Origin of the sequence: Caloramator sp. E03 (assembly GCF_006016075.1) — a bacterium.
GTDB lineage: Bacteria > Bacillota > Clostridia > Clostridiales > Caloramatoraceae > Caloramator_B.
The window spans coordinates 714,510-734,525 of record NZ_CP040093.1; the positions used below are offsets into that span (position 1 = coordinate 714,510).

The window sequence follows — 20,016 nt, forward strand, 5'->3', positions numbered from 1 at the left end:
AATTATCGCTTATTAGGTTAGTGTGAAAAAGTTTTCTCAATCTCCGGTGCCTGGCACCGGAGAAAGTAGGTAAAAAATACCATCAAATTAACAAGAGACAAACTTTTTCATGCCGTCGTTGTAGCTATTTATTAGTCATGACCTATTAGGCATAATTTATTATATATTATTTTTATATTAAAAAATCAACAGGTATATTTTTCTTTAAATTATAATCTATTCACCTATAATCTTTAAAAGCACCCTTTTATTTCTCATACCATCGAATTCCCCGTAAAAAATCTGCTCCCATGGACCAAGGTCGAGTTTTCCATCGGTAACAGCAACGACAACTTCTCTTCCCATAATAGTCCTTTTAAGGTGTGCATCTGCATTATCTTCAAACCCGTTATGCATATATTGGCTGTAGGGCTTTTCAGGGGCAAGCTTTTCAAGCCATTTCTCAAAATCCTTATGAAGCCCTGCCTCATCGTCGTTGATAAATACGCTCGCTGTTATATGCATAGCATTGCAAAGAAGCAATCCTTCTTTTATGCCGCTTTCTTTTAAACATTTTTCAATATCGCCTGTGATATTTACAAATCCTCTTCTTGATGGAATATTAAACCAAAGTTCTTTTCTGTAGCTCTTCAATTTTACCCCTCCCTATTTATTTTTTAATTCAAGCTCTAAAAGCATATCCTTAACGCTCTTTTTTAAAACAGGATGCATAAAATTCGGAGCAATTTCACATAAAGGCTTTAGAACAAACTCCCTGTTTTGCATATCCGGATGGGGAACCTTTAAATCTTTTTCATCAATAACATCATCATTGAAAAATAAAATATCTAAATCTATAATCCTTGGTCCCCACTTAAATTCCCTAACCCTTCCTAAATCCTTTTCTATATTTAAAAGAGTATATAAAACATCCATAGCATCTAAATCAGTTAAAGCTTCTAAAACCCCGTTTAAAAATTCAGGCTGATTTGTATATCCATAGGGCTCTGTTTTATAAATCTGAGATATTTTTATTACATTAAGCCCTCTAGCATTCATCATTTCAATAGCTTTTTTAATATTTTTATTCTTATCACCAATATTACTTCCAAAGGCAACATAAACCCTATTCATCTTAACACCTCAATCATTTTTAAAGCCCTTTTATTTTCTTTAACATCATGAACTCTTATCATATCTACCCCTTTTAAAGCTGCAAAACAGGAAACAGCAATAGTCCCTTCAAGCCTATCCTTTGGGGGAAGATTCCCAAGGACAGCACCTATACTCGATTTTCTTGAGTGTGCAAGAAGAATTGGACAGCCCAATTCATCAAAATAATCTATATTTTTAATAAGTTCAATGTTATGCTCTAACAGTTTCCCAAATCCAATTCCTGGATCTATGATTATTTTATCTTTTTCAATTCCAAAGCTTTTTGCATATTCTATTCTCTCTTTTAAAAAATCATATACTTCTTTTAATACATCATCATAGTAAGGATTATTTTGCATATTTTTAGGAGTCCCTTTAATATGCATCAAAATAACAGGAACATCATATTTTTTAACAACATTAACCATATCATCATCAAAGGTCATAGCACTTATATCGTTTATTATATCTGCTCCTGCTTTAATTGAATATTCAGCAGTTTTGGCTCTGTATGTATCGACTGATATTAAAATTTCTTTATTAACCTTTCTTATTGCCTCAATAATTGGAATAACCCTTTCTATTTCTTCATCTTCAGTTATAGGCTCAGAGCCAGGCCTTGTTGACTCTCCTCCTATATCAAGAACATCAGCTCCCTCTTCAATCATCTCAAGGGCTCTTTGTAATGCCAAATCTACCGAAGCTACCCTTGAGCCTTCATAAAATGAATCAGGAGTAATATTTAATATTCCCATAATCTTAGTACTATCAAATACATACTTTTCCCCATTCTTTAAAGTCATATAATTCATAATATCACCCCTTTTTCCGTACATGCAAAAGCATTATGATTATGAATACTTTCCATGCTTTCAACATAAACCCTGTACCATAAAATTTCTTTCATATCATCAAGCCTTATTGCAGCCTCTCTAACCACGTCCTCAACAAACCTTGGGTTTAAATATGCTCTTTCTGTTACAAATTTTTCATCCTTTCTCTTTAACAGTGAAAAGACTGGAGAGCTTGCGCTGTCCTCAGCAACTTTAACCAAATCTTCTATCCATATAAGCTTTTTTGAATATATGCTTATATTAACAGTAGCTCTTTGATTGTGTGCCCCAAACTCGCTTATTTCCTTTGAGCAGGGGCAAAGCGTTGAAACTGGAACTATAACCTCCATTATAAATCTAAAATCTTCTCCCTTTTCAGCATCAAAGGAGCATTTAACATCGTAGGGAGATACAATTCCCGTAACTGGAGATGGCTTTTTAATAAAATAATCAAAATCGATTTTAAGGTGGGCTGTCTTTGCACCAAGTTTTTCCTTTAATTTATCTAATGCCTTTTCTATCTCCTTTGGTGTAATTTCCTTCAAATCGTTTACAAGTTCAACAAACCTGCTCATATGGGTTCCCCTTATATCAGCAGGTAAATCAACTGACAGTGCCATCTGTGAAATAGTATTTTGAACTCCTCCGCTCTTTTCCTTAACAACGATGGGCCATTTTAAACCGTTTATTCCTACTTTTTTTAATGAAACATTTCTAAAATCCTTTTCGCTTTGTACGTCCTTCATAGTCTACCCCCTATAAGCTACACCACTATTTTTAGTTTCCCAAACTTCAACTTCAAACAATCTGCAGTTATCCCTTTTTAAAACATCTTTTAGCTCATTAAAGACATATACAGCTATGTTTTCTGCTGTTGGTTGTTTTATTATTTCATTTATATAAGAATGGTCAAATTTATCTATAACTTTTTCCTTTACTATTTTTTTGAGTTCAACAAAATCAAAAACCATACCCTCCTCATCTACTGTTCCTTCAAGTTTCACTACAAGTTTATATGTATGTCCATGAAGTTTTTCACATTTTCCATGATAATTAACAAGATTATGGGCTGCATCAAATTCAAATTCCTTAATCAAAATCATAATATCACTCCATTCGATAATACATTTTAATCTTACTATATAAAACTTTTATTATTTTACCAAATACAAAGGATTTTTTTCAATTTTTATTATATAATCTTTATATTTAATTGTCCAAATAGATAAATATACAAAATTAAATTAATAACAACTGTCCTCTGCATATTTTAAAGTTTTGGATTATATGATATAATAAAAAACAATAGAAAATTCTGGGAGGATATTCATCATGGAAGAAATTACAATCAACAAAAAAACATCTCTAAGCGATAAAGCAAAATATTTTTTTAAAAAACCTTCTATATTATTTGAACAATTTGTTGAGGATCCAAAATATGGTTTAAACCTTTTAATTTTTATAATTGCTACAGCTATCTACTCAGTATCTTATGCAATAGGCTGTAAAGACTATATTATTAGTATGATTGAAAAACAAGTGCAAGAAATATCTCAACCACAGGCATTAGAAATTGCAAAATCTGTAGCAACAAATCCTATTATACTTTCGGTTTCTGCAATAGTTACTACAATTATTTCTGTTTATCTTTTTTCATTATTATATTTTTTAATTGCTAAATTTACTGATAGAAAAATATCATTTAAGCGCATTGTTTCCATATACTGCCTATCATCAATAGCAATTGCAATTGGTCTTATTATAAAATCCATACTTATGCTTATAATACACAAGCCTATTTTGGATAATTCATCAAATCCAACATTGATAGGTACCTTATTAAATTACATTGATCCTTTTAATATATGGCAATATGTATTACTTATAATAGGTATTTCTACTGTAGGAAAAACTTCAAAAAAGGAAAGTTCATTTATTGTAATCATTGGTATAATAATATCAATCTCTATTTCACTTCTCATGTTTGCTTTAAAATTAAAAAAGTAATTTAATATTTTATAACCTTGGGACGGTTACTTATTTTATCTAATATGAATACAAAAAACACCTATATTTTTTATATTACTTTAGTTGTATTATACAAAAATAAATTAAATCTCTATTATAAATACTATATATAACCCATGGTATTCATAATACAAAAAAGGACAGATATTTTATTAAATATCCGTCCAAAAAAATTTACAAAACCCTTATAAAATAAGCTTTTTAATCCACCCCATTTTCCCCATATATAAAATTACATACTCTTTCATATACATCACTGCTCCCAATAACAACTATAATATCTCCTGCTTTAAATCTATAATCAGGACCAGGAGACACAACTATTTTTTCTCCTTCCCTATAGGCAATTATTGTTGCTCCAGTATTTTTCCAAAATTTAACTTCATCAAGATTCTTTCCTATAACCCAGCTTGGTTCTTTAATACTTATCTCAATTAATGTAAAAGGAGATATGTTTTTAAATCTCTCAATATAATCAATGAGTTTTTCCAAATTATTTTGAAGAATCAAATCTAATTCCTTTTTTTCTTAACTATATCAAGTATATTTTCTTTTATGGTTCATTATACAATTAAATGCAACAAGTAAAAAATATTTAAACCATAGATTAAAATTATCTATCAATAAGGCTGCATTTCATAAATTCATCAAGCTGTCTTAGCGTTGGAAAACCCTCCATATCCCCCTTTACAGCAATTGCCATAGCACCAACAGCATTTGCTATTCTTCCGCACTCGCTTAGTAAAAGGTTATTCAAATATCCATGCAAAAATCCAGCTGCAAATCCATCTCCTGCACCTACGGTATCCTCTATCCTGTCAATCCTAAATCCCTCTACATAGCTCTCTTCATACCTGCTCTTTATGTAGCATCCCTTTTCTCCTAATTTAACTGCAGCAACTTTAGCTCCTAAGTTTAAAATTTCTTCTGCAATATCTCTTTCATTATCTTTTTTAAAGATAATCTTTCCTTCATCAATACCTGGAAAAACTATATCACAAAGAGTTAGAGCCTCCTTAATTACTGGTACTGCCTCTTCCTTTTTACATAGTTTTAACCTTATATTAGGATCAAAAGAAACTAAAACTCCATTCTCCTTTGCAATCCTCATCGCCTTAAAAGCAGCTTCTCTTGCTGATTTTGAAATATCGAGGGTTATTCCCGTTATGTGTAAAATTCTTGCCTCTTTTATATAATTCTCATCAATATCATTTTCAGATAAAAAACTCGCAGCAGAATTTGATCTATAATAATAAACATTGGGATTGCTTTTCAAAAATCTTTCTTTAAATAATATTCCAGTTGGGTTGGTTCCATCCACTACAACCCTTGAAACATCTATGCCTTCTCCTCTTATGGTATTAATGATAAACCGTCCAAATTCATCATCTCCAATTCTCGAAAACCATCCAACGCTTCTTCCAAGTCTTGAAAGAGCAATTGCAACATTTGATTCTGCTCCTGCTAATCCTTTAGTAAATGTGTCTACAAACCTAAGCGGGCCATTGCATGTAGGACTAAAAAGAACCATCGATTCTCCAAAAGTAATTACATCCATTTATACTGCGCCCCCTGCTTTTTCTATCTTTAAAGCACATTTTATATCCAATTTTTTTCAGAGCCTATGAGCCCTCCGAAAAAATAAAGCTTCATTCAAAAAAACACAATATATATTAAATACCAATTTGCATTACTATATACTGTTACAGTAAATTTTGGTGCTATTTTTCGGAGCCTTCCCAGGCACCGGAGAAAAGATCAGAGAACTTATATTTAAGCATTTAAAAATTTATAGAAATTATTTCCAAATAAATTTTCAACGTCCCTTCTAACATCCTCCTCTGATATTGCAAAACCTGTATCGAATATATCTGAATACTTATCATATAGGACCTTTGAAATGATTTGTCTTGAATGCTCCCATTTATAAATTAGCTGATCTAACACTCTCGCATCAGAATGCTGTGGCATAAACGAAAGCCCTAAAAGTTCAAATCTCATTCTCGTCATCTCTTCTATTAAAACTGGATTGTTGAGGAACCACCAGCAGCCAAATACAAATAAGTTTTTAAACTTTCTTGCAGTAACTAAGACTTCATGCTGATTTTCCCTTGAAAGATATGTAATCATAAACTTATTTTCAGGATAATTTCTACAAAGATATTCTAATGCGCTGTTGTTTGCTCTGCCTACAGAATCTCCTGCAAGCCCAAGTTCATAATTTACATTCTTATTCACACCAATCATCAAAGCAAAGGGCATATTTCTTTCTCTGCATACTTGAAGTATGCATCTGTCAAGTATCGTCCATCTTGCTGAATCCTCTGGAACATTAAATGAAGGAGGCAATGATGCAGCCATATAAAGAGCTCCCATTCTTTCTGCCCAATCATTTAAAAATCTTTTAATTTCACAGATTGTTTTTTCATTCAAATTTAGAGAAACATCATAACCCATATTTATCATTTTTTCCATAGCCTTTGGATAATTCATCAAAAGTGCATCTATTCTAAGAGCTGCTTTAAATCTTTCGTCCTTGTTTCCGCCTTTTTCCCAAATAGGTCTTTCATAATCATCAAAGGGATCATTCGTCATAACAACGCACTTAACATTTGATACTTCAAATACTTTGTCTATATACTCTTCTAAAGGAATATTTTTAAAATAGTTTCTGTAATATTCCAAGTCTTTGTTTGCTGTATCAAGCCCAAGCTTATTTAATATAGTTAAAACTCCTCTTTGTGCCTCACTTATAGGAGTATTCTCAATAAATAAAGTGTTCCAGACAAGCTCTGCCTGTTCCTTCTTCGACATTTTAAAAAACTTATCATAATCCATATTAGAATATCTAAAAAATTCAGCTATAAGATAGTGGTAAGTTAAAAGCTCATCAATTCCCCACAATAAAAGCTCATTAAAATCTTTTGAATAAATATGTGTATGTATATCTGTTATCTTAACGTTATTGACTTCCCTCTCAACAACTTTTTTTAACTCTTCATGATTTCTAATCATATTAACAACCTCCTATAAAGTTACTCCATTTTTAAATATTGCAATTTCACTGAATCCATTCTTTTCGTTATTAGTCTTTTTACCATTTGCAACATCAAAAATAAAATCTATAAGCTCTTTAGTTTTATCCTCCAAGGTTTTACCTTCAAGCAAGTCTCCTGCGTTAAAGTCTATCCAATTGCTTTTTTTATTAAAAAGTTCGCTATTTGTTGAAATCTTTACTGTAGGAACCAAAGTTCCATAAGGGGTTCCTCGTCCTGTAGTAAAAAGAACAATCTGACACCCAGCTGCTGCAAGAGCAGTTGAAGACACTAAGTCATTTCCCGGTGCAAATAAAAGATTCAATCCGCTTTCAACTGCACGTTCTCCATATCTTAGTACATCAACAACCTCGCTGTTTCCTCCCTTTTGAACATTCCCAAGGGACTTTTCCTCAAGGGTTGTAATTCCACCTTCCTTATTTCCAGGCGAAGGATTTTCATATACTGGCTGGTTGTATGAAATAAAATACTCTTTAAACCCATTAATCATTTCAACTATCTTATTAAACACTTTTTCATCCTTTGCTCTTTGCATGAGTATATTTTCCGCTCCGAACATCTCAGGAACTTCGCTTAAAATACTTGTCCCTCCCTGAGCCACAATGAAATCGCTTATCCTTCCAACAAGAGGGTTTGCAGTTATTCCAGAAAAGGCATCAGAACCTCCACATTTCATTCCAATCTTAAGTTTTTCAGCCGGAACTTCAACCCTTTCATCCTTTAAGGCTTTTTCATAGAGTTGTTCTAATATCTTTGCCCCTTCATCAACTTCATTTAAAACATCCTGACATACTAAAAACTTGACTCTTTCATCATCAAATTCTCCTAAAACCTTTTTAAAAGAATCCATGGTATTGTTTTCACATCCAAGACCTAGTACTAATACTCCTGCTGCATTAGGATGTTTAACTATACTCGATAGTATTTTTTGTGTATACATTAAGTCATCTCCAAGCTGAGAGCATCCATAGGGATGTTTTAAAACTTTTATGTCATCAAGTTTAAAATCTGACATTGTTAAAAATTTTTCTTTTATTTTATCCGCAACACCGTTTACACATCCAACCAGAGGAACAATAAATAAATCCTGCCTTATACCTGCGTTTCCATCTTTTCTAATATAACCTTTAAATTTTAAATCCCTAAATTCATATATGTTTCCGCAGCTTTTCTTTTTAAACTCATATTCTAAAGTACCGCAAAGCTTAGTTTTTAAGTTGTGGCTGTGAATATGACATCCTTTTTTTATGTCTTCTTTTAAGATTCCAATTGGATATCCATACTTAATTACATCCTCACCTTTTTTAATTTCGCATAATGCTATTTTATGACCCTTTTTAACGGGTTCCTTAATTTCAATTTTTTCTCCTAAAAAATCCACTATATCTCCCTCATTCAAATCACAAAGGGCTATTGCAACATTATCCTTATCGTTTATTCTAAAAATATTCATTAAATCACCTCAAATTTGAAAGTGCTTCTCTAATTCCAAGCTTTAAAATGTTTTTCATATTTTCAGCAACGGATTTAGTTAATCCTTCTATTTTAGTCAAATCCATTTTCCAAAAATCTTTATTCATAAGAACCTTTTTAGCAATATCTTCTAAAGATTTTTCATCTTCGTTGTAATCTTTCCATACATCATTAAAAAAGTCCAAAACAAACTCAGAATCATTAAGCTTAATTTCACTTCCATCAAGCCCTTTGCCTTTATAGAATAAAATTAAAGAAGCTAGTGAAAAAACTATATTTTTAGGAAGACATCCTTTATTATTCCTGTATTCTATTAAAGTCGGTAAAACTCTTGTTTCAAACTTTGATATACTGTTTAAAGCAATACTTAATAGATAATGCTTGATAAATGGATTTTTAAATCTTTCTAAAACCGCATAGGAAAATTCCTTTAGCTCATTTTCCGGCAAGTCTATAACAGGAACTATCTCATTAAAAATTGTTTCCTTTACATATCTTCCTATAAGCTCATCTTCAACTGATTCTCTAACAGTCTCAAGCTTCGAAAGCATTGCAACAGGAACCATTAAAGTATGGGCTCCATTTAAAATTCTTACTTTTCTTGTTCTATATGGTGTTAAATCATCAACCACCAATACATTTAAATTGGATTTTTCAAATGGAAGAACTTCCTTAATCTTCTTTGGTCCTTCAATAACCCAAAGATGGAAAGGTTCACATTCAACTATTAAGTTATCCTCGTATCCTAAATACTCGCATACTTCCTTATAGTTATCCTTTGGAAAGCCTGGAACTATCCTATCAACAAGGCTGTTATAAAATATGTTTGCCTTTAAAAGCCAATTAATAAAATCATCTCCAAGATTCCAGTGATATGCATATTTTAAAATTGTTTCTCTTAATTTTTCTCCATTTTTTTCTATAAGCTCACAGGGGATAATATAAAATCCTCTTTCTAAATCTCCGTTAAAATGCTTAAATCTCTTATATAAAAGTGCAGTTAATTTTCCAACATAGCTTTTTTGAGGTTTATCCTCTAATTTTTCAGTTTCATCAAAATAAATTCCAGCTTCAGTAGTATTTGAGATGATTATTTTTAAGCTTTCACTAAAACTCAATTTTTCATATTCATCAAAGTTTTTATATGGATTTATCCCCCTTGAAATGCTTTTAACAACCTCGCTGTTATAAACTTCATTCTCATTTTCAATTCCCTTTAAAATAACTGTATAAAGCCCGTTTTGCTCATTTAACTTTTCAACCATTCCGTTTTCAAGGGGCTGGACTACAACAACAGAACCTTCAAAGTTGCCTGTCTCATTTAACCTGTTTATCATCCAATCCACAAAGGCTCTTAAAAAATTTCCCTCTCCAAATTGTAGTATTTTTTCAACGTTGTTGTTTTTGGTTTTAATATTGCTTATATTCACCTTTATCCCACCTTATTTTTTTTTGCTAAAGTTTAGAGTGCACCGTTTATTAAGTGCACTCTATGTTTAATATCATTTCCCTAACAATCTTGGTAAAAATAGTGTTACTTGAGGTACATAGGTCAGAATCATTAACACAATAAACATCATTGCATAGAAAGGCATCAATGATTTTGCTATCTTCTCCATTGGTATTTTAGCTATCGAACATCCAACAAAAAGTGTTGAACCTACTGGAGGAGTCAAAAGCCCAATTCCTAAGTTGAGCATAAGCACTATTCCAAATTGAATAGGATCCATTCCAACCTTTGTAACAACCGGAAGTAAAATAGGCGTACATATTAAAATTAACGGAGCCATATCCATTATCATACCTAAGATAAGGAGTACAATATTTACTATTAGCAGAATTACATATTTGTTATTTGAAATTGAAATTAATGCGTTTGTTACTAAAAAGGGAATTTTTAAATAAGCCATCATCCATGCAAAAGCACTCGAAGTTGCAATAAGCGCAAGAACCATTGACAATGTTCTTAATGAATTCTTTAATATAGGTATCATTCTTGAAATTTTTATATCTTTATATACAAAGAATGTAATTATGAAGGCATAAACTGTTGCAATTGCTGCTGATTCAGTTGCTGTAAAGACTCCTGTACTAACTCCAACTATTATAATTACTGCAGTAAATAATCCTAATATACCATCCTTTATTATTTTTACTGCTTCCTTAAATGGAACTTTTTCACCACGAGGATAATTTCTTTTAACTGCAATAATATAGCTTAAAACCATCAGCATAACCCCAAGTAAAATACCAGGAATTACACCTCCTAAAAACAGGTTTCCAACTGATATCCCGCCAGCAGCAAGGGAGTATATAATCATATTATGGCTTGGAGGAATCAATATCCCTTGCGTAGAACCTGTAATTGTTACGTCAACAGCATAATCCTTATCATAACCCTGCTTTTCCATCATTGGAATCATTATAGAACCTATTGAAGATGTATCAGCAACTGAAGAACCTGATATACCTCCAAAGAACATGCTCGCCAATACATTTACCATTGCAAGGCCTCCACGCATTCTTCCAACCAATACATTGGAAAAATCTATCAGCCTTTTAGATATTCCTCCTTCTCCCATTATTTCTCCTGCAACAATAAAAAACGGTATAGCAACTAAAGAGAAGGAATTTATACCTTTTACCATCTGCTGCACAACTACCATAGAAGGTATTTTTAAGTAAATCGCTGTAACAAATGTTGATATTGCAAGGGAAAAAGATATTGGAACTCTAATTATTAATAATCCAAAAAACACTATAAGTAAAAGACATATCGCAGTTGTATTAACCATATTTTCACCTCTGATTTTCCTGATTAACTGCCCTAAATCCTGCTAATTTATTAATTGAGAATAGTACTATAAGCACACCTGACAATGGAACCATTAAATAAAGCATTGATGAAGGCCATTGAGTTGCGGGCAAAGTTGACCCCTTTGCCTCTACAACCAATCTATAGCCATAAAACGCTGTGAATATTCCAAATATCAAAGTGATAAGCTCATCCACCTTATAAATTATCTTTTTTGTGTTGTTAGAAAATAAATTTACAATGGCTTCAATTGAAAGATGAATATCCTTTTTAACTCCGAGGGCGATCCCTATAAACCCGAACCACACCATAAGGAGCATTGTAATTTCTTCAGACCATCTTAAAGTAAAACTAAAGAAGAATCTGGTAAAAACCTGAAAACTAACAATCATAATCATCAATCCTAAAAATATAGATGCTAAGTATTCGAAAAAAGAACTAATTTTATTAAGTAAATTTGAAAAACTCTTCAATATATAACCTCCTCCTTTAGAAAAGGCTTATTATTTTGTATTAATAATTTCATTAATTAAATCCTTATATTCCTTACCGTATTCATCGTATAATACTTTTACCTTATCTTGGAATTCAGAATTACTTTCAAGAGTTGTAATTTTTACACCCTTATCTTTTAATTGATTTTTAGCTGCTTCTTCATCCTTTTGCCATTCCTGTCTTTGATATAATCCAGCCTTTACAGCAGCATCCTTTATTATCTTCTGATCATCTGCAGAAAGCTTGTCCCAAGTAATCTTACTCATAATTATTACTTCTGGAACTCTTGTGTGTTCATCAGTTGTTATATATTTTGCAACTTCAAAGTGATTTGAAGAAAGATAACTTGCCCAGTTGTTTTCAGCTCCATCTATTACTCCTGTTTGAAGAGCACTATATACTTCGCTGTATGCCATAGGTGTTGGTGAAGCTCCTAAAGCTTTAACAAGATCCATCATCATCTTGTTCTCTTGAACCCTAATCTTTAATCCTTTTAAATCATCTGGTTTCTTAACTTCTTTCTTAGTGTTGTAGAAGTTTCTTGATCCTGCATCAAACCAGCATAATCCTTCAAATTTATAATTTTCAAGGTTTTTAAATATCTTTTCTCCTACAGGACCATCGAGTACTTTAAACATATGCTCAGTGTCCCTGTAAAGGTATGGAAGCATCAAGGCGCTTAATTCTTTATCAAATTCTGCCAAAGGTGAAATACTTGTTCTTACTAAATCGATAGCTCCAAATTGAACCTGCTCAATTACGCTCTTTTCGTCTCCAAGCTGTCCTCCAGGATAAACTTCAACTTTTATTCTACCCTTTGAATTTTCTTCAACGAGTCTTGCGAATTCCTTATCAGCTCTTACAGTTACAAACCCATCTGGGTGAGTATCAGAAAGTCTTAAAACGATTTGTTTTTGTTCTTGATTTGAGTTACTTGTAGAATTGTTTGTTGATTTGCTTGAGCATCCTAAAAATGAACTTATTAATGCTAAAGACATAGTAATTGTTAGTAGTTTTTTAAGTTTCATATTAATCCCCCTTTGATTTTTTCTATCTTAATTTTAAGATAAATCTTAATTTTTTTATATGTTTATTATTGTTGTATTTCTTTCTTTTTTTGCTAATTTTCAAAAATTAACAAAAATTTAAAAGGCTCAAAAGCCTTTCAATTTATTATCTTCTTAAAATATTCTGTTGGAGCAGAATTTGTATACTTTTTAAATGCCTTGCTAAAATAATTTTGATCTGGATACCCAACCTCCTGTGCTATTTCTTTTATGCTTTTATTTCCTTTTAAAAGCATATTTATTGCCTTTTCCATTCTAATCTTTATCAAATAATCCTTAAAGTTTATTCCTTCAGCTTCATAAAAAATCCTGCTAAAATGGGAGCTGCTCATTGAAACATAATTTGCTACTCTCTCAAGGGTAATATCTTTCATATAATTTTCCTCAATATAGTTTTTAGCTTTTTCAATTACACCAAAATTATCACTTTCTTTAATACGTTTAAATAAAATTATTAGATTTTTTATCTTTTCTTTAAGTAAAAGCGTAACATCTTCAATTTTATTCATTTTATTTATTTCTTCATTAAAAATTAAAATTTCGTCTTTATTGAGATTCTTTTTAAAATAATTTGGTATATTAGTTATCAGATATTCATAAATTTCTGAAATAAAAATTTTATATTGATTTATTTCATAGCAATCATTGGAATTAAATCTCAAAAGAATCAATTCCTCAAATACTATATTAAATCGATTAATATCATTATCAATAATGCTTCTTAATAGCTTATTATACACATGATTATTTTTTTGAAAGGTATCTTCTTTTTCTTCATTTAAAGCTTCATTTTCACATAAATCTCTTTTTGCCTTTTTATATGATAAATAAAAATTTTTCAAATCATCTTCAATCATCCCAATTGCAAAGGATAAAAATATATCTTTTTTATCAAATATTTTTTTAAAAATCTCTTTATTAAGCTTTTTATCTATATTATCATCAAATATTAAAAAAACTGCTTCGTTTTTATTTACTCCACCAATCACTTCATTAAAAAAACACTTTAATTCATCTTTTATAATTTCAACGCTTTCATCCTTTAAATCATCCTTTAGTAAGCATATAAGACAGCAATATCTATTATTGGTTATATTTAATATTTTTTTATACTCTTCAATCTGCACTTCCTCTGGCTTATGAGAATATATTAAATTTAAAATTATTTCCTTTTCCGCAAGGGATAATAATTCAGCGTATTTCTTTTCAATCTGCTCATTTTTATTTTTAAGAAGTTTTTTAATATAGAATTTGTTAAGCAAAGAATCTATGATATCGGTAAATTCTTCATTAGAATATGGCTTTAATAGATAATCTGCAACTCCAATTTTTATAGATTCCTTTGCATATTCAAAATAATTAAAAGCAGTAAGTATTACAATCTCTGTTTCAGACAATTCACTTTTTATTATCTTCCCTGCTTCAAGTCCATCAAGCATAGGCATTTTAATGTCCATCAAAATTATATCCGGCTTTAAATTAATTGCAAAATCAACAGCTTCCCTTCCATTTGAAGCTTCTGCCACAATTTCAAGATTGTTTTTATAGTATTTTTCTAATAAATATCTTAATGCTTTTCTTTCAAGACTCTCATCTTCAGCTATCATAATTTTCAGCAAAATAATCACCTCGAACAATAGGTAGGATTATTGATATTTTTGTACCTTTATTTAGCTTAGATTCTATGTTAAAAGAAAATCTATCTTTATAATACAACTCTAAGCGCTCTAAAATATTGGATATTCCTAATCCTGAAGATTTTTTTGAAATACCCTTAAACTGTTTTTTTAGTATTTTTTGTATAGTGTCTTCATTCATTCCCATTCCATTATCAGATATTGTTATTTTTATACATTCATTATCTTTTTGGGCATATACAAAAATATCCCCTCCATCTTCTTTTTCATCAATGCCATGGGAAATAGCGTTTTCTACTAAAGGCTGTAAAATCATTCTTGGTATTCTTATATTTTCAGCATCCTTTTCAATTTCAAAGTTAAAACTCATTCTGTCTTTAAATCTCGTTTCCTGAATTAGTGCATATGCTTTTAAAATATTTATCTCTTCCTTTAATTCAACAAAATCATCAATACTGTTTAGGTTATATCTTAATATCTTTGATATAGCTTCAATTAGTTTAACAGTATTTTCTCTTGGTTCAAAGAGGGCAGATCTTGATACTGTATTTAATGCATTAAAAAGGAAATGAGGATTAATCTGCGTTTTTAATGCTCTTAATTGAGTCTCTCTTAAAATTTTATCTTTCTCAATGTTTTTAATTTTTTCTTGGTTGTACTTGTTTTCAAGTTCAGCTTTCTCATTTATTTCATTTATATAGTTTTTTATGCTATGCTTCATTTTGTTAAAGGCCTCTGCTAATATATTTAATTCTTCATACTTTTGCCCCTTCATGTCCTCAATATCCCAATCTGCATTTGAAAGCCTCTCAATGTTTTTTAGTATTTGCCACATAGTGTTCTTAATATTTAAGCTGACTGCAATAACTATCATTATAGAAATGATTATAATTATAAAAACAATCCTTTGTATTTCCCGCTCTACTTTTTTGTTATTTATAAGTATTTCGTTATATGTATTGTTGCTGTAAAGCAAAAATGAAACTGCTGTTTTTTGAAGATGGCTGTTAATATGAATGTACATGCTCTTAACTTCCATTATTTTATTATAGTCAGATTGTTCAAGTATATCTTTTTTAGTCAGCATTTTTATTTGCTCATCATACCATTCAAGCATATTTTTTATGTTTCTAATATAAATTCCGCACTCAGTATTTATATTATGATTAGTTTCTATTGAATTTACATTATTCTTAACCTTTTCAATTGAAATATAGTATTTATTAAGATAATCTTTATCCCTTGTTTTGATATATTTATCAAAATAGTTAAAGCTGTTATTAAGTTCTAATGAGGAGCTCCCTATGGTTATATTTATCCTCATAAGATTATCATAACGTTCTTTTGCCTTTTCTTTTAAATTTCCTAAAAGTATATATCCACTGCTCATTATTATAATTACAAGTAAAAGAGTAAATATTATTGTTGAAACGATTGTCCTTTTGAAAACTTTAGTTTTTCCCATAATCTCCCCCTTAAATAATTTCATAGTCTTATTCACAGATTTATTATAAATACTAATCAGTTGATAAGCAAATATGAATTATAAGTTGTAATATTTTCCCATGCAAAAAAGACCGGAATCATCGGCCATCAAAATTAACTTATGAAAAAATCTTATCTAAATTTTGAACACATTTTTCTATCCTTTCCATAGCCTTTTTAATATTTTCTCTTTGGGTCCCAAGGTTTATTCTTATCCATCCTTCACCATCACAAACAAAATTATTTCCATCCTCAACTAAAACACCATATTCTGATGATAATAGTTTAGTAAATTCAGTGGATGTAATTCCAGTTTTACTAATATTTATCCATAAAAGATATGAAGACTCCATTTTCATATAGGAGAGTTTAGGAATTTTATTATCTATAAAATCTACAGTATATAAATAATTATCATAAATATATTTTGTAACTTCCTTAAGATAGTCTTTGCAATCATTATAGGCTGATATTATTCCTATTATTCCAAATACGTTTGGTGAAGTTATCGAATTTTTAAAAAGTCTTTCTCTGAACCTTTCTCTTATATTTTTATTTGGAATAATAGAATATGAAGTTTTAAGCCCTCCCAAATTAAAAGCCTTATTTGGGGAAGAAAGCAATATTATATTATCCATTAATTCCTCCTCCAAGGAAAGAATAGAATAAAATCTTCCAAAATGTATCTGCTCTCCATGTACTTCATCAACAACAAGAATAGTTTTATATTTTTTGCAAAGCATTGCAATTTTTCTTAATTCATCGATGCTCCATATCCTCCCTGAAGGATTGTGAGGTGAGCAAAGCAAATATAGCTTTGGTTTAAATTCTCTAAGCTGAGATTCTATTTCTTCAAAATCTATGTAATATCTGTTTTCGATAATATTTAATTTATTATAAATACACCTTACTCCCTGTTTTATTGCTGCACTATTAAAGGGTTCATATACTGGAGTATTCATTATTACAAAGTCATTTTCATTGCAAAATGCCTGAACAATATAATGCAGAGTAGATACCGTTCCATAACTTAAAGTTATCCATTCTTTATAAATCTCAACTCCATGCATATCCTTCTTCCAGTTTATTACTGCATCATAAAATTCATCATAAACATAAGTATATCCAAATACTCCTCTGTCGATTGCTTTTTTAAAAGAATTCAGTATATTATCAGGGGCTTTAAAATCCATATCCGCAATCCATAATGGAATAAAGTCATCTGATACATATTTAAAATGTTCCTTGATTATTTTTTTGTCCCATTTTCTACATCTTTCATTTATTCTATCTGTTTTTATATCAAAATTGTACATAACATCACCCCTTTACAGAAATAAGTTCTCTATCGCTATTAGTTAAAACTTCAAAACCTTCCTCAGTTACAAGTACATCATCTTCTATTCTAACTCCTCCAAGCCCCTCTATGTAAATTCCAGGTTCAATGGTAATAATCATTCCTGCCTCCAAAAATATGTCATTCCCTTTTCCAATTACAGGATATTCATGAACCAAAATGCCTACTCCATGGCCAAGATTATGGCCAAAATTCTTTCCGTATCCTTCTTTTTCGATAATATTCCTTGCTATACCGTCAAGATACGAGGCAGTTATCCCTGCTTTAACGCTCTTTACAGCTTTCCACTGAGCTTTTTTTACAATCTCATAAATTTTTATCATTTCTTTATTATAAGCTTCTCCAAGCAAAAAGGTTCGAGTCATATCTGAACAATAGTTATTATAATTTACGCCAAAATCAATAGTTATAAATTCTCCTCTTTTTATAACTTTATCCGATGCTTTCCCATGGGGAAGAGCACCCCTTTCTCCTGAAGCTACAATTATATCAAAAGATTCTTTATCTCCGTTACATTCTTTAATATATCTTACAAGTTCTCTTTCAACCTGCTTTTCAGTCATTCCTTCTTTTACAAAAGACAGTATGTGTTTATACGCTTTATCGGCTATTTGAGCAGCTGTTCTTATTTTTTCAATTTCTTCCGAAGTTTTTATCGCTCTTAGGCTATCTAAAGAAATGCTTAAAAATACTACTTTAACATGCTCAGCCAACTTCATATAATTATCATAAGTAAGATTATCTCCTTCAAATCCTATTATTTTTATACTTTCTTTTTTAGCAATCTCATTTAAGAGGTTAAAAATAGTTCTTTCCTTTGAAATTTCAATAACGCTAAACTCCTTTGCATTTTCTTTTACCTGAACATAATATCGTGAATCCACAAGAGCATATTGATTGTTTCTTGTTATAAGAAGATATCCTGAGTTGCTATATAGATTTGCCAAATAGAATTTATTATAGGGAGAATTTATTAAAAACGCATCTAAAAAATTTTCTTTCATTATATTTCTTATTTTTTTTAACTAAACAGCAACATTCATCGCCCACTTCTGTAAGTGGGCGATGAATGTTGCTTGATAAATTATTCCTTTATGATATAATCAGTATTATAGGAAGGAGGTTATGCAATATAATGGATTTAGATAATAATAATCATTCAGTATTCTTATTGTATTATCATCTTGTTTTGGTAACTAAATATAGAAGAAAAGTTATTGATGATAATATATCGAATAGACTAAAAGAAATATTTGAAAAGATACAAGATAATTATAATATCACATTACAAGAATGGAATCATGATAAAGACCATATCCATATATTATTCAAAGCACATCCTAATACAGAGTTGTCTAAGTTTATAAATGCGTATAAAAGTGCTTCATCAAGATTGATAAAGAAAGAGTATCCTAAAATAAAAGAGCAATTATGGAAAGAATATTTTTGGTCAAGAAGTTACTGTTTACTTACAACAGGTGGGGTGTCAATTGAAGTAATTAAAAAATATATAGAAAAGCAAGGGAAGGAGGTGTAACTTTGCTTAAGGCTTATAAATACAGAATATATCCAACAAAAGAACAAGAAGAATATTTTGCTAAGGTATTTGGTTGCGTAAGATTTATATACAACAAAATGCTACATGACAAAATAGAATACTATAAGCAAACAGGAGAAAAGTTAAACAATACACCTGCACAATATAAAAAAGAATATTCTTTTCTGAAAGAAGTAGATAGTCTTGCACTTTCCAACGCACAACTTAATTTAGAAAAAGCATATAAAAATTTTTTTAGAGATAAAAAAATAGGATTTCCAAAGTTCAAGAAAAAGAAAGGTTACCAGTATTATACTACAAATAATCAAAATGGAACAGTAACACTTGAAGGTGGTTATCTAAAAGTTCCAAAGTTAAAGACAAAAATAAAAATAAAACAACACAGACAATTTGAAGGAAAAATCAAATCCGTAACTATATCAAAGACGCCAACAGGCAAATATTATGCTTCTATATTTGTAGAAGAAGAAATTAAAGAATTATCTAAAACAGATAGAAAAGTAGGTATAGATTTAGGCATTAAAGAATTTGCTATTTTATCTGATGGAACAAAGGTAGAAAATCCAAAATGGTTAAGAAAAACAGAAAAAAGAATTAAAATTATACAAAAATCATTATCAAGAAAGCAGAAGCAAAGCAAAAACTATGAAAGAACAAGACAAAAACTTGCTAAACTACATGAAAAAATATCAAATCAAAGAAAAGATTTTCTTCATAAACTATCTTCTAAAATTATACACGAAAATCAAGTGATAGTTTTAGAAGATTTACAGGTAAAAAATATGCAACAAAATCATAAATTAGCAAAAGCAATAACAGAAGCATCATGGGCAGAATTTAGAAGGATGTTAGAATACAAAGCAAAATGGTATGGCAGAGAAATAATAATAGCACCACAAAATTATGCATCAAGTCAAATATGCAGTGAATGTGGATATAAAAATTCTGATGTAAAGAATTTAGCATTGAGAGAATGGAAATGTCCAAAGTGTGGTACGGTTCATGATAGAGATATAAATGCAAGCAAGAATTTGCTAAAATTAGCCATGTAATTGGTATATCTGGGGAGGGAACAGCC

20 protein-coding genes are annotated in these 20,016 nt (G+C 30.3%); 3 read left to right on the forward strand and 17 right to left on the reverse strand.

Annotated features, from left to right (window positions below):
- Positions 1 to 216: 216 nt before the first annotated feature.
- From FDN13_RS03685 to queD, 5 genes are read right to left on the reverse strand one after another with little or no spacing between them, the layout of a single operon-like run.
- The gene (locus tag FDN13_RS03685; protein ID WP_138978962.1) at positions 217 to 633 is read right to left on the reverse strand and encodes a secondary thiamine-phosphate synthase enzyme YjbQ; all 417 of its coding nucleotides are present in this window, start codon (positions 631 to 633) and stop codon (positions 217 to 219) included.
- A gap of 12 nt (positions 634 to 645) precedes the next feature.
- Positions 646 to 1,113 carry a 2-amino-4-hydroxy-6-hydroxymethyldihydropteridine diphosphokinase gene (folK, locus tag FDN13_RS03690; RefSeq protein WP_138978963.1) on the reverse strand — a complete coding sequence of 156 codons (468 nt, stop codon included), beginning with the start codon at positions 1,111 to 1,113 and terminating at the stop codon, positions 646 to 648.
- Entirely contained in the window at positions 1,110 to 1,946 is an 837-nt protein-coding gene (folP, locus tag FDN13_RS03695) for a dihydropteroate synthase (RefSeq protein ID WP_138978964.1), read from the reverse strand. Before folP ends, folK begins: the two co-directional genes overlap by 4 nt.
- Positions 1,943 to 2,713: a GTP cyclohydrolase FolE2 gene (gene folE2 / locus FDN13_RS03700; RefSeq protein WP_138978965.1), complete on the reverse strand. Its 771-nt coding sequence runs from the start codon at positions 2,711 to 2,713 to the stop codon at positions 1,943 to 1,945. Before folE2 ends, folP begins: the two co-directional genes overlap by 4 nt.
- Before the next feature lie 3 nt (positions 2,714 to 2,716).
- Entirely contained in the window at positions 2,717 to 3,070 is a 354-nt protein-coding gene (queD, locus tag FDN13_RS03705) for a 6-carboxytetrahydropterin synthase QueD (RefSeq protein ID WP_138978966.1), read from the reverse strand.
- A 229-nt stretch (positions 3,071 to 3,299) separates the two neighbouring features.
- On the opposite strand from queD, the gene FDN13_RS03710 reads away from it, so the two are divergent.
- Complete coding sequence (locus tag FDN13_RS03710) at positions 3,300 to 3,974, forward strand: Yip1 family protein (protein WP_138978967.1); 675 nt, start codon at positions 3,300 to 3,302, stop codon at positions 3,972 to 3,974.
- 222 nt (positions 3,975 to 4,196) lie between these two features.
- Here the strand turns inward: FDN13_RS03710 and FDN13_RS03715 are convergent, their stop codons facing one another.
- The 12 genes from FDN13_RS03715 to FDN13_RS03770 all read right to left on the reverse strand — a co-directional run bounded on the left by FDN13_RS03715 (position 4,197) and on the right by FDN13_RS03770 (position 18,396).
- Positions 4,197 to 4,487: a cation:proton antiporter regulatory subunit gene (locus FDN13_RS03715; protein ID WP_168190067.1), complete on the reverse strand. Its 291-nt coding sequence runs from the start codon at positions 4,485 to 4,487 to the stop codon at positions 4,197 to 4,199.
- Positions 4,488 to 4,608: 121 nt separating this feature from the next.
- The gene (locus FDN13_RS03720; protein WP_138978969.1) at positions 4,609 to 5,553 is read right to left on the reverse strand and encodes a sugar kinase; all 945 of its coding nucleotides are present in this window, start codon (positions 5,551 to 5,553) and stop codon (positions 4,609 to 4,611) included.
- A 215-nt stretch (positions 5,554 to 5,768) separates the two neighbouring features.
- The gene (locus FDN13_RS03725; RefSeq protein WP_138978970.1) at positions 5,769 to 7,010 is read right to left on the reverse strand and encodes a glucuronate isomerase; all 1,242 of its coding nucleotides are present in this window, start codon (positions 7,008 to 7,010) and stop codon (positions 5,769 to 5,771) included.
- 12 nt (positions 7,011 to 7,022) lie between these two features.
- Positions 7,023 to 8,504 (reverse strand): UxaA family hydrolase, encoded by a 1,482-nt coding sequence (locus FDN13_RS03730; protein ID WP_138978971.1) that lies wholly within the window; start codon positions 8,502 to 8,504, stop codon positions 7,023 to 7,025.
- Between the two features lie 4 nt (positions 8,505 to 8,508).
- A complete protein-coding gene (locus tag FDN13_RS03735) occupies positions 8,509 to 9,960 on the reverse strand; it encodes a tagaturonate reductase (RefSeq protein WP_138978972.1) in 1,452 nt (483 codons plus the stop codon).
- Between the two features lie 66 nt (positions 9,961 to 10,026).
- Positions 10,027 to 11,319, reverse strand: coding sequence for a TRAP transporter large permease (locus tag FDN13_RS03740; RefSeq protein WP_138978973.1), 1,293 nt, complete (start codon positions 11,317 to 11,319; stop codon positions 10,027 to 10,029).
- A 4-nt stretch (positions 11,320 to 11,323) separates the two neighbouring features.
- Positions 11,324 to 11,812 carry a TRAP transporter small permease gene (locus FDN13_RS03745; RefSeq protein WP_138978974.1) on the reverse strand — a complete coding sequence of 163 codons (489 nt, stop codon included), beginning with the start codon at positions 11,810 to 11,812 and terminating at the stop codon, positions 11,324 to 11,326.
- A gap of 30 nt (positions 11,813 to 11,842) precedes the next feature.
- Complete coding sequence (locus FDN13_RS03750) at positions 11,843 to 12,862, reverse strand: TRAP transporter substrate-binding protein (protein WP_138978975.1); 1,020 nt, start codon at positions 12,860 to 12,862, stop codon at positions 11,843 to 11,845.
- 137 nt (positions 12,863 to 12,999) lie between these two features.
- On the reverse strand, positions 13,000 to 14,520 hold the full coding sequence (locus FDN13_RS03755) for a response regulator (protein ID WP_138978976.1): 1,521 nt from the start codon (positions 14,518 to 14,520) through the stop codon (positions 13,000 to 13,002).
- Positions 14,498 to 16,003 (reverse strand): sensor histidine kinase, encoded by a 1,506-nt coding sequence (locus tag FDN13_RS03760; protein WP_168190068.1) that lies wholly within the window; start codon positions 16,001 to 16,003, stop codon positions 14,498 to 14,500. Before FDN13_RS03760 ends, FDN13_RS03755 begins: the two co-directional genes overlap by 23 nt.
- 139 nt (positions 16,004 to 16,142) lie before the next feature.
- The gene (locus FDN13_RS03765) at positions 16,143 to 17,339 is read right to left on the reverse strand and encodes a MalY/PatB family protein (RefSeq protein WP_138978978.1); all 1,197 of its coding nucleotides are present in this window, start codon (positions 17,337 to 17,339) and stop codon (positions 16,143 to 16,145) included.
- Between the two features lie 4 nt (positions 17,340 to 17,343).
- Complete coding sequence (locus FDN13_RS03770; RefSeq protein WP_256372275.1) at positions 17,344 to 18,396, reverse strand: M24 family metallopeptidase; 1,053 nt, start codon at positions 18,394 to 18,396, stop codon at positions 17,344 to 17,346.
- A 119-nt stretch (positions 18,397 to 18,515) separates the two neighbouring features.
- On the opposite strand from FDN13_RS03770, the gene tnpA reads away from it, so the two are divergent.
- Both tnpA and tnpB read left to right on the forward strand, forming a co-directional pair.
- Complete coding sequence (tnpA, locus tag FDN13_RS03775) at positions 18,516 to 18,917, forward strand: IS200/IS605 family transposase (protein ID WP_073249092.1); 402 nt, start codon at positions 18,516 to 18,518, stop codon at positions 18,915 to 18,917.
- A 2-nt stretch (positions 18,918 to 18,919) separates the two neighbouring features.
- Entirely contained in the window at positions 18,920 to 19,990 is a 1,071-nt protein-coding gene (tnpB, locus tag FDN13_RS03780; RefSeq protein ID WP_138978980.1) for an IS200/IS605 family element RNA-guided endonuclease TnpB, read from the forward strand.
- Positions 19,991 to 20,016: the final 26 nt, after the last annotated feature.

Coding starts and splice junctions, on each gene's coding strand:
- folK (WP_138978963.1), bottom strand. CDS start 1,113: ATGAATAGGGTTTATGTTGCCTTTGGAAGTAATATTGGTGATAAGAAT.
- folP (WP_138978964.1), bottom strand. CDS start 1,946: ATGAATTATATGACTTTAAAGAATGGGGAAAAGTATGTATTTGATAGT.
- folE2 (WP_138978965.1), bottom strand. CDS start 2,713: ATGAAGGACGTACAAAGCGAAAAGGATTTTAGAAATGTTTCATTAAAA.
- queD (WP_138978966.1), bottom strand. CDS start 3,070: ATGATTTTGATTAAGGAATTTGAATTTGATGCAGCCCATAATCTTGTT.
- FDN13_RS03710 (WP_138978967.1), top strand. CDS start 3,300: ATGGAAGAAATTACAATCAACAAAAAAACATCTCTAAGCGATAAAGCA.
- FDN13_RS03720 (WP_138978969.1), bottom strand. CDS start 5,553: ATGGATGTAATTACTTTTGGAGAATCGATGGTTCTTTTTAGTCCTACA.
- FDN13_RS03725 (WP_138978970.1), bottom strand. CDS start 7,010: ATGATTAGAAATCATGAAGAGTTAAAAAAAGTTGTTGAGAGGGAAGTC.
- FDN13_RS03730 (WP_138978971.1), bottom strand. CDS start 8,504: ATGAATATTTTTAGAATAAACGATAAGGATAATGTTGCAATAGCCCTT.
- FDN13_RS03740 (WP_138978973.1), bottom strand. CDS start 11,319: ATGGTTAATACAACTGCGATATGTCTTTTACTTATAGTGTTTTTTGGA.
- FDN13_RS03750 (WP_138978975.1), bottom strand. CDS start 12,862: ATGAAACTTAAAAAACTACTAACAATTACTATGTCTTTAGCATTAATA.
- FDN13_RS03760 (WP_168190068.1), bottom strand. CDS start 16,003: ATGGGAAAAACTAAAGTTTTCAAAAGGACAATCGTTTCAACAATAATA.
- FDN13_RS03765 (WP_138978978.1), bottom strand. CDS start 17,339: ATGTACAATTTTGATATAAAAACAGATAGAATAAATGAAAGATGTAGA.
- tnpA (WP_073249092.1), top strand. CDS start 18,516: ATGGATTTAGATAATAATAATCATTCAGTATTCTTATTGTATTATCAT.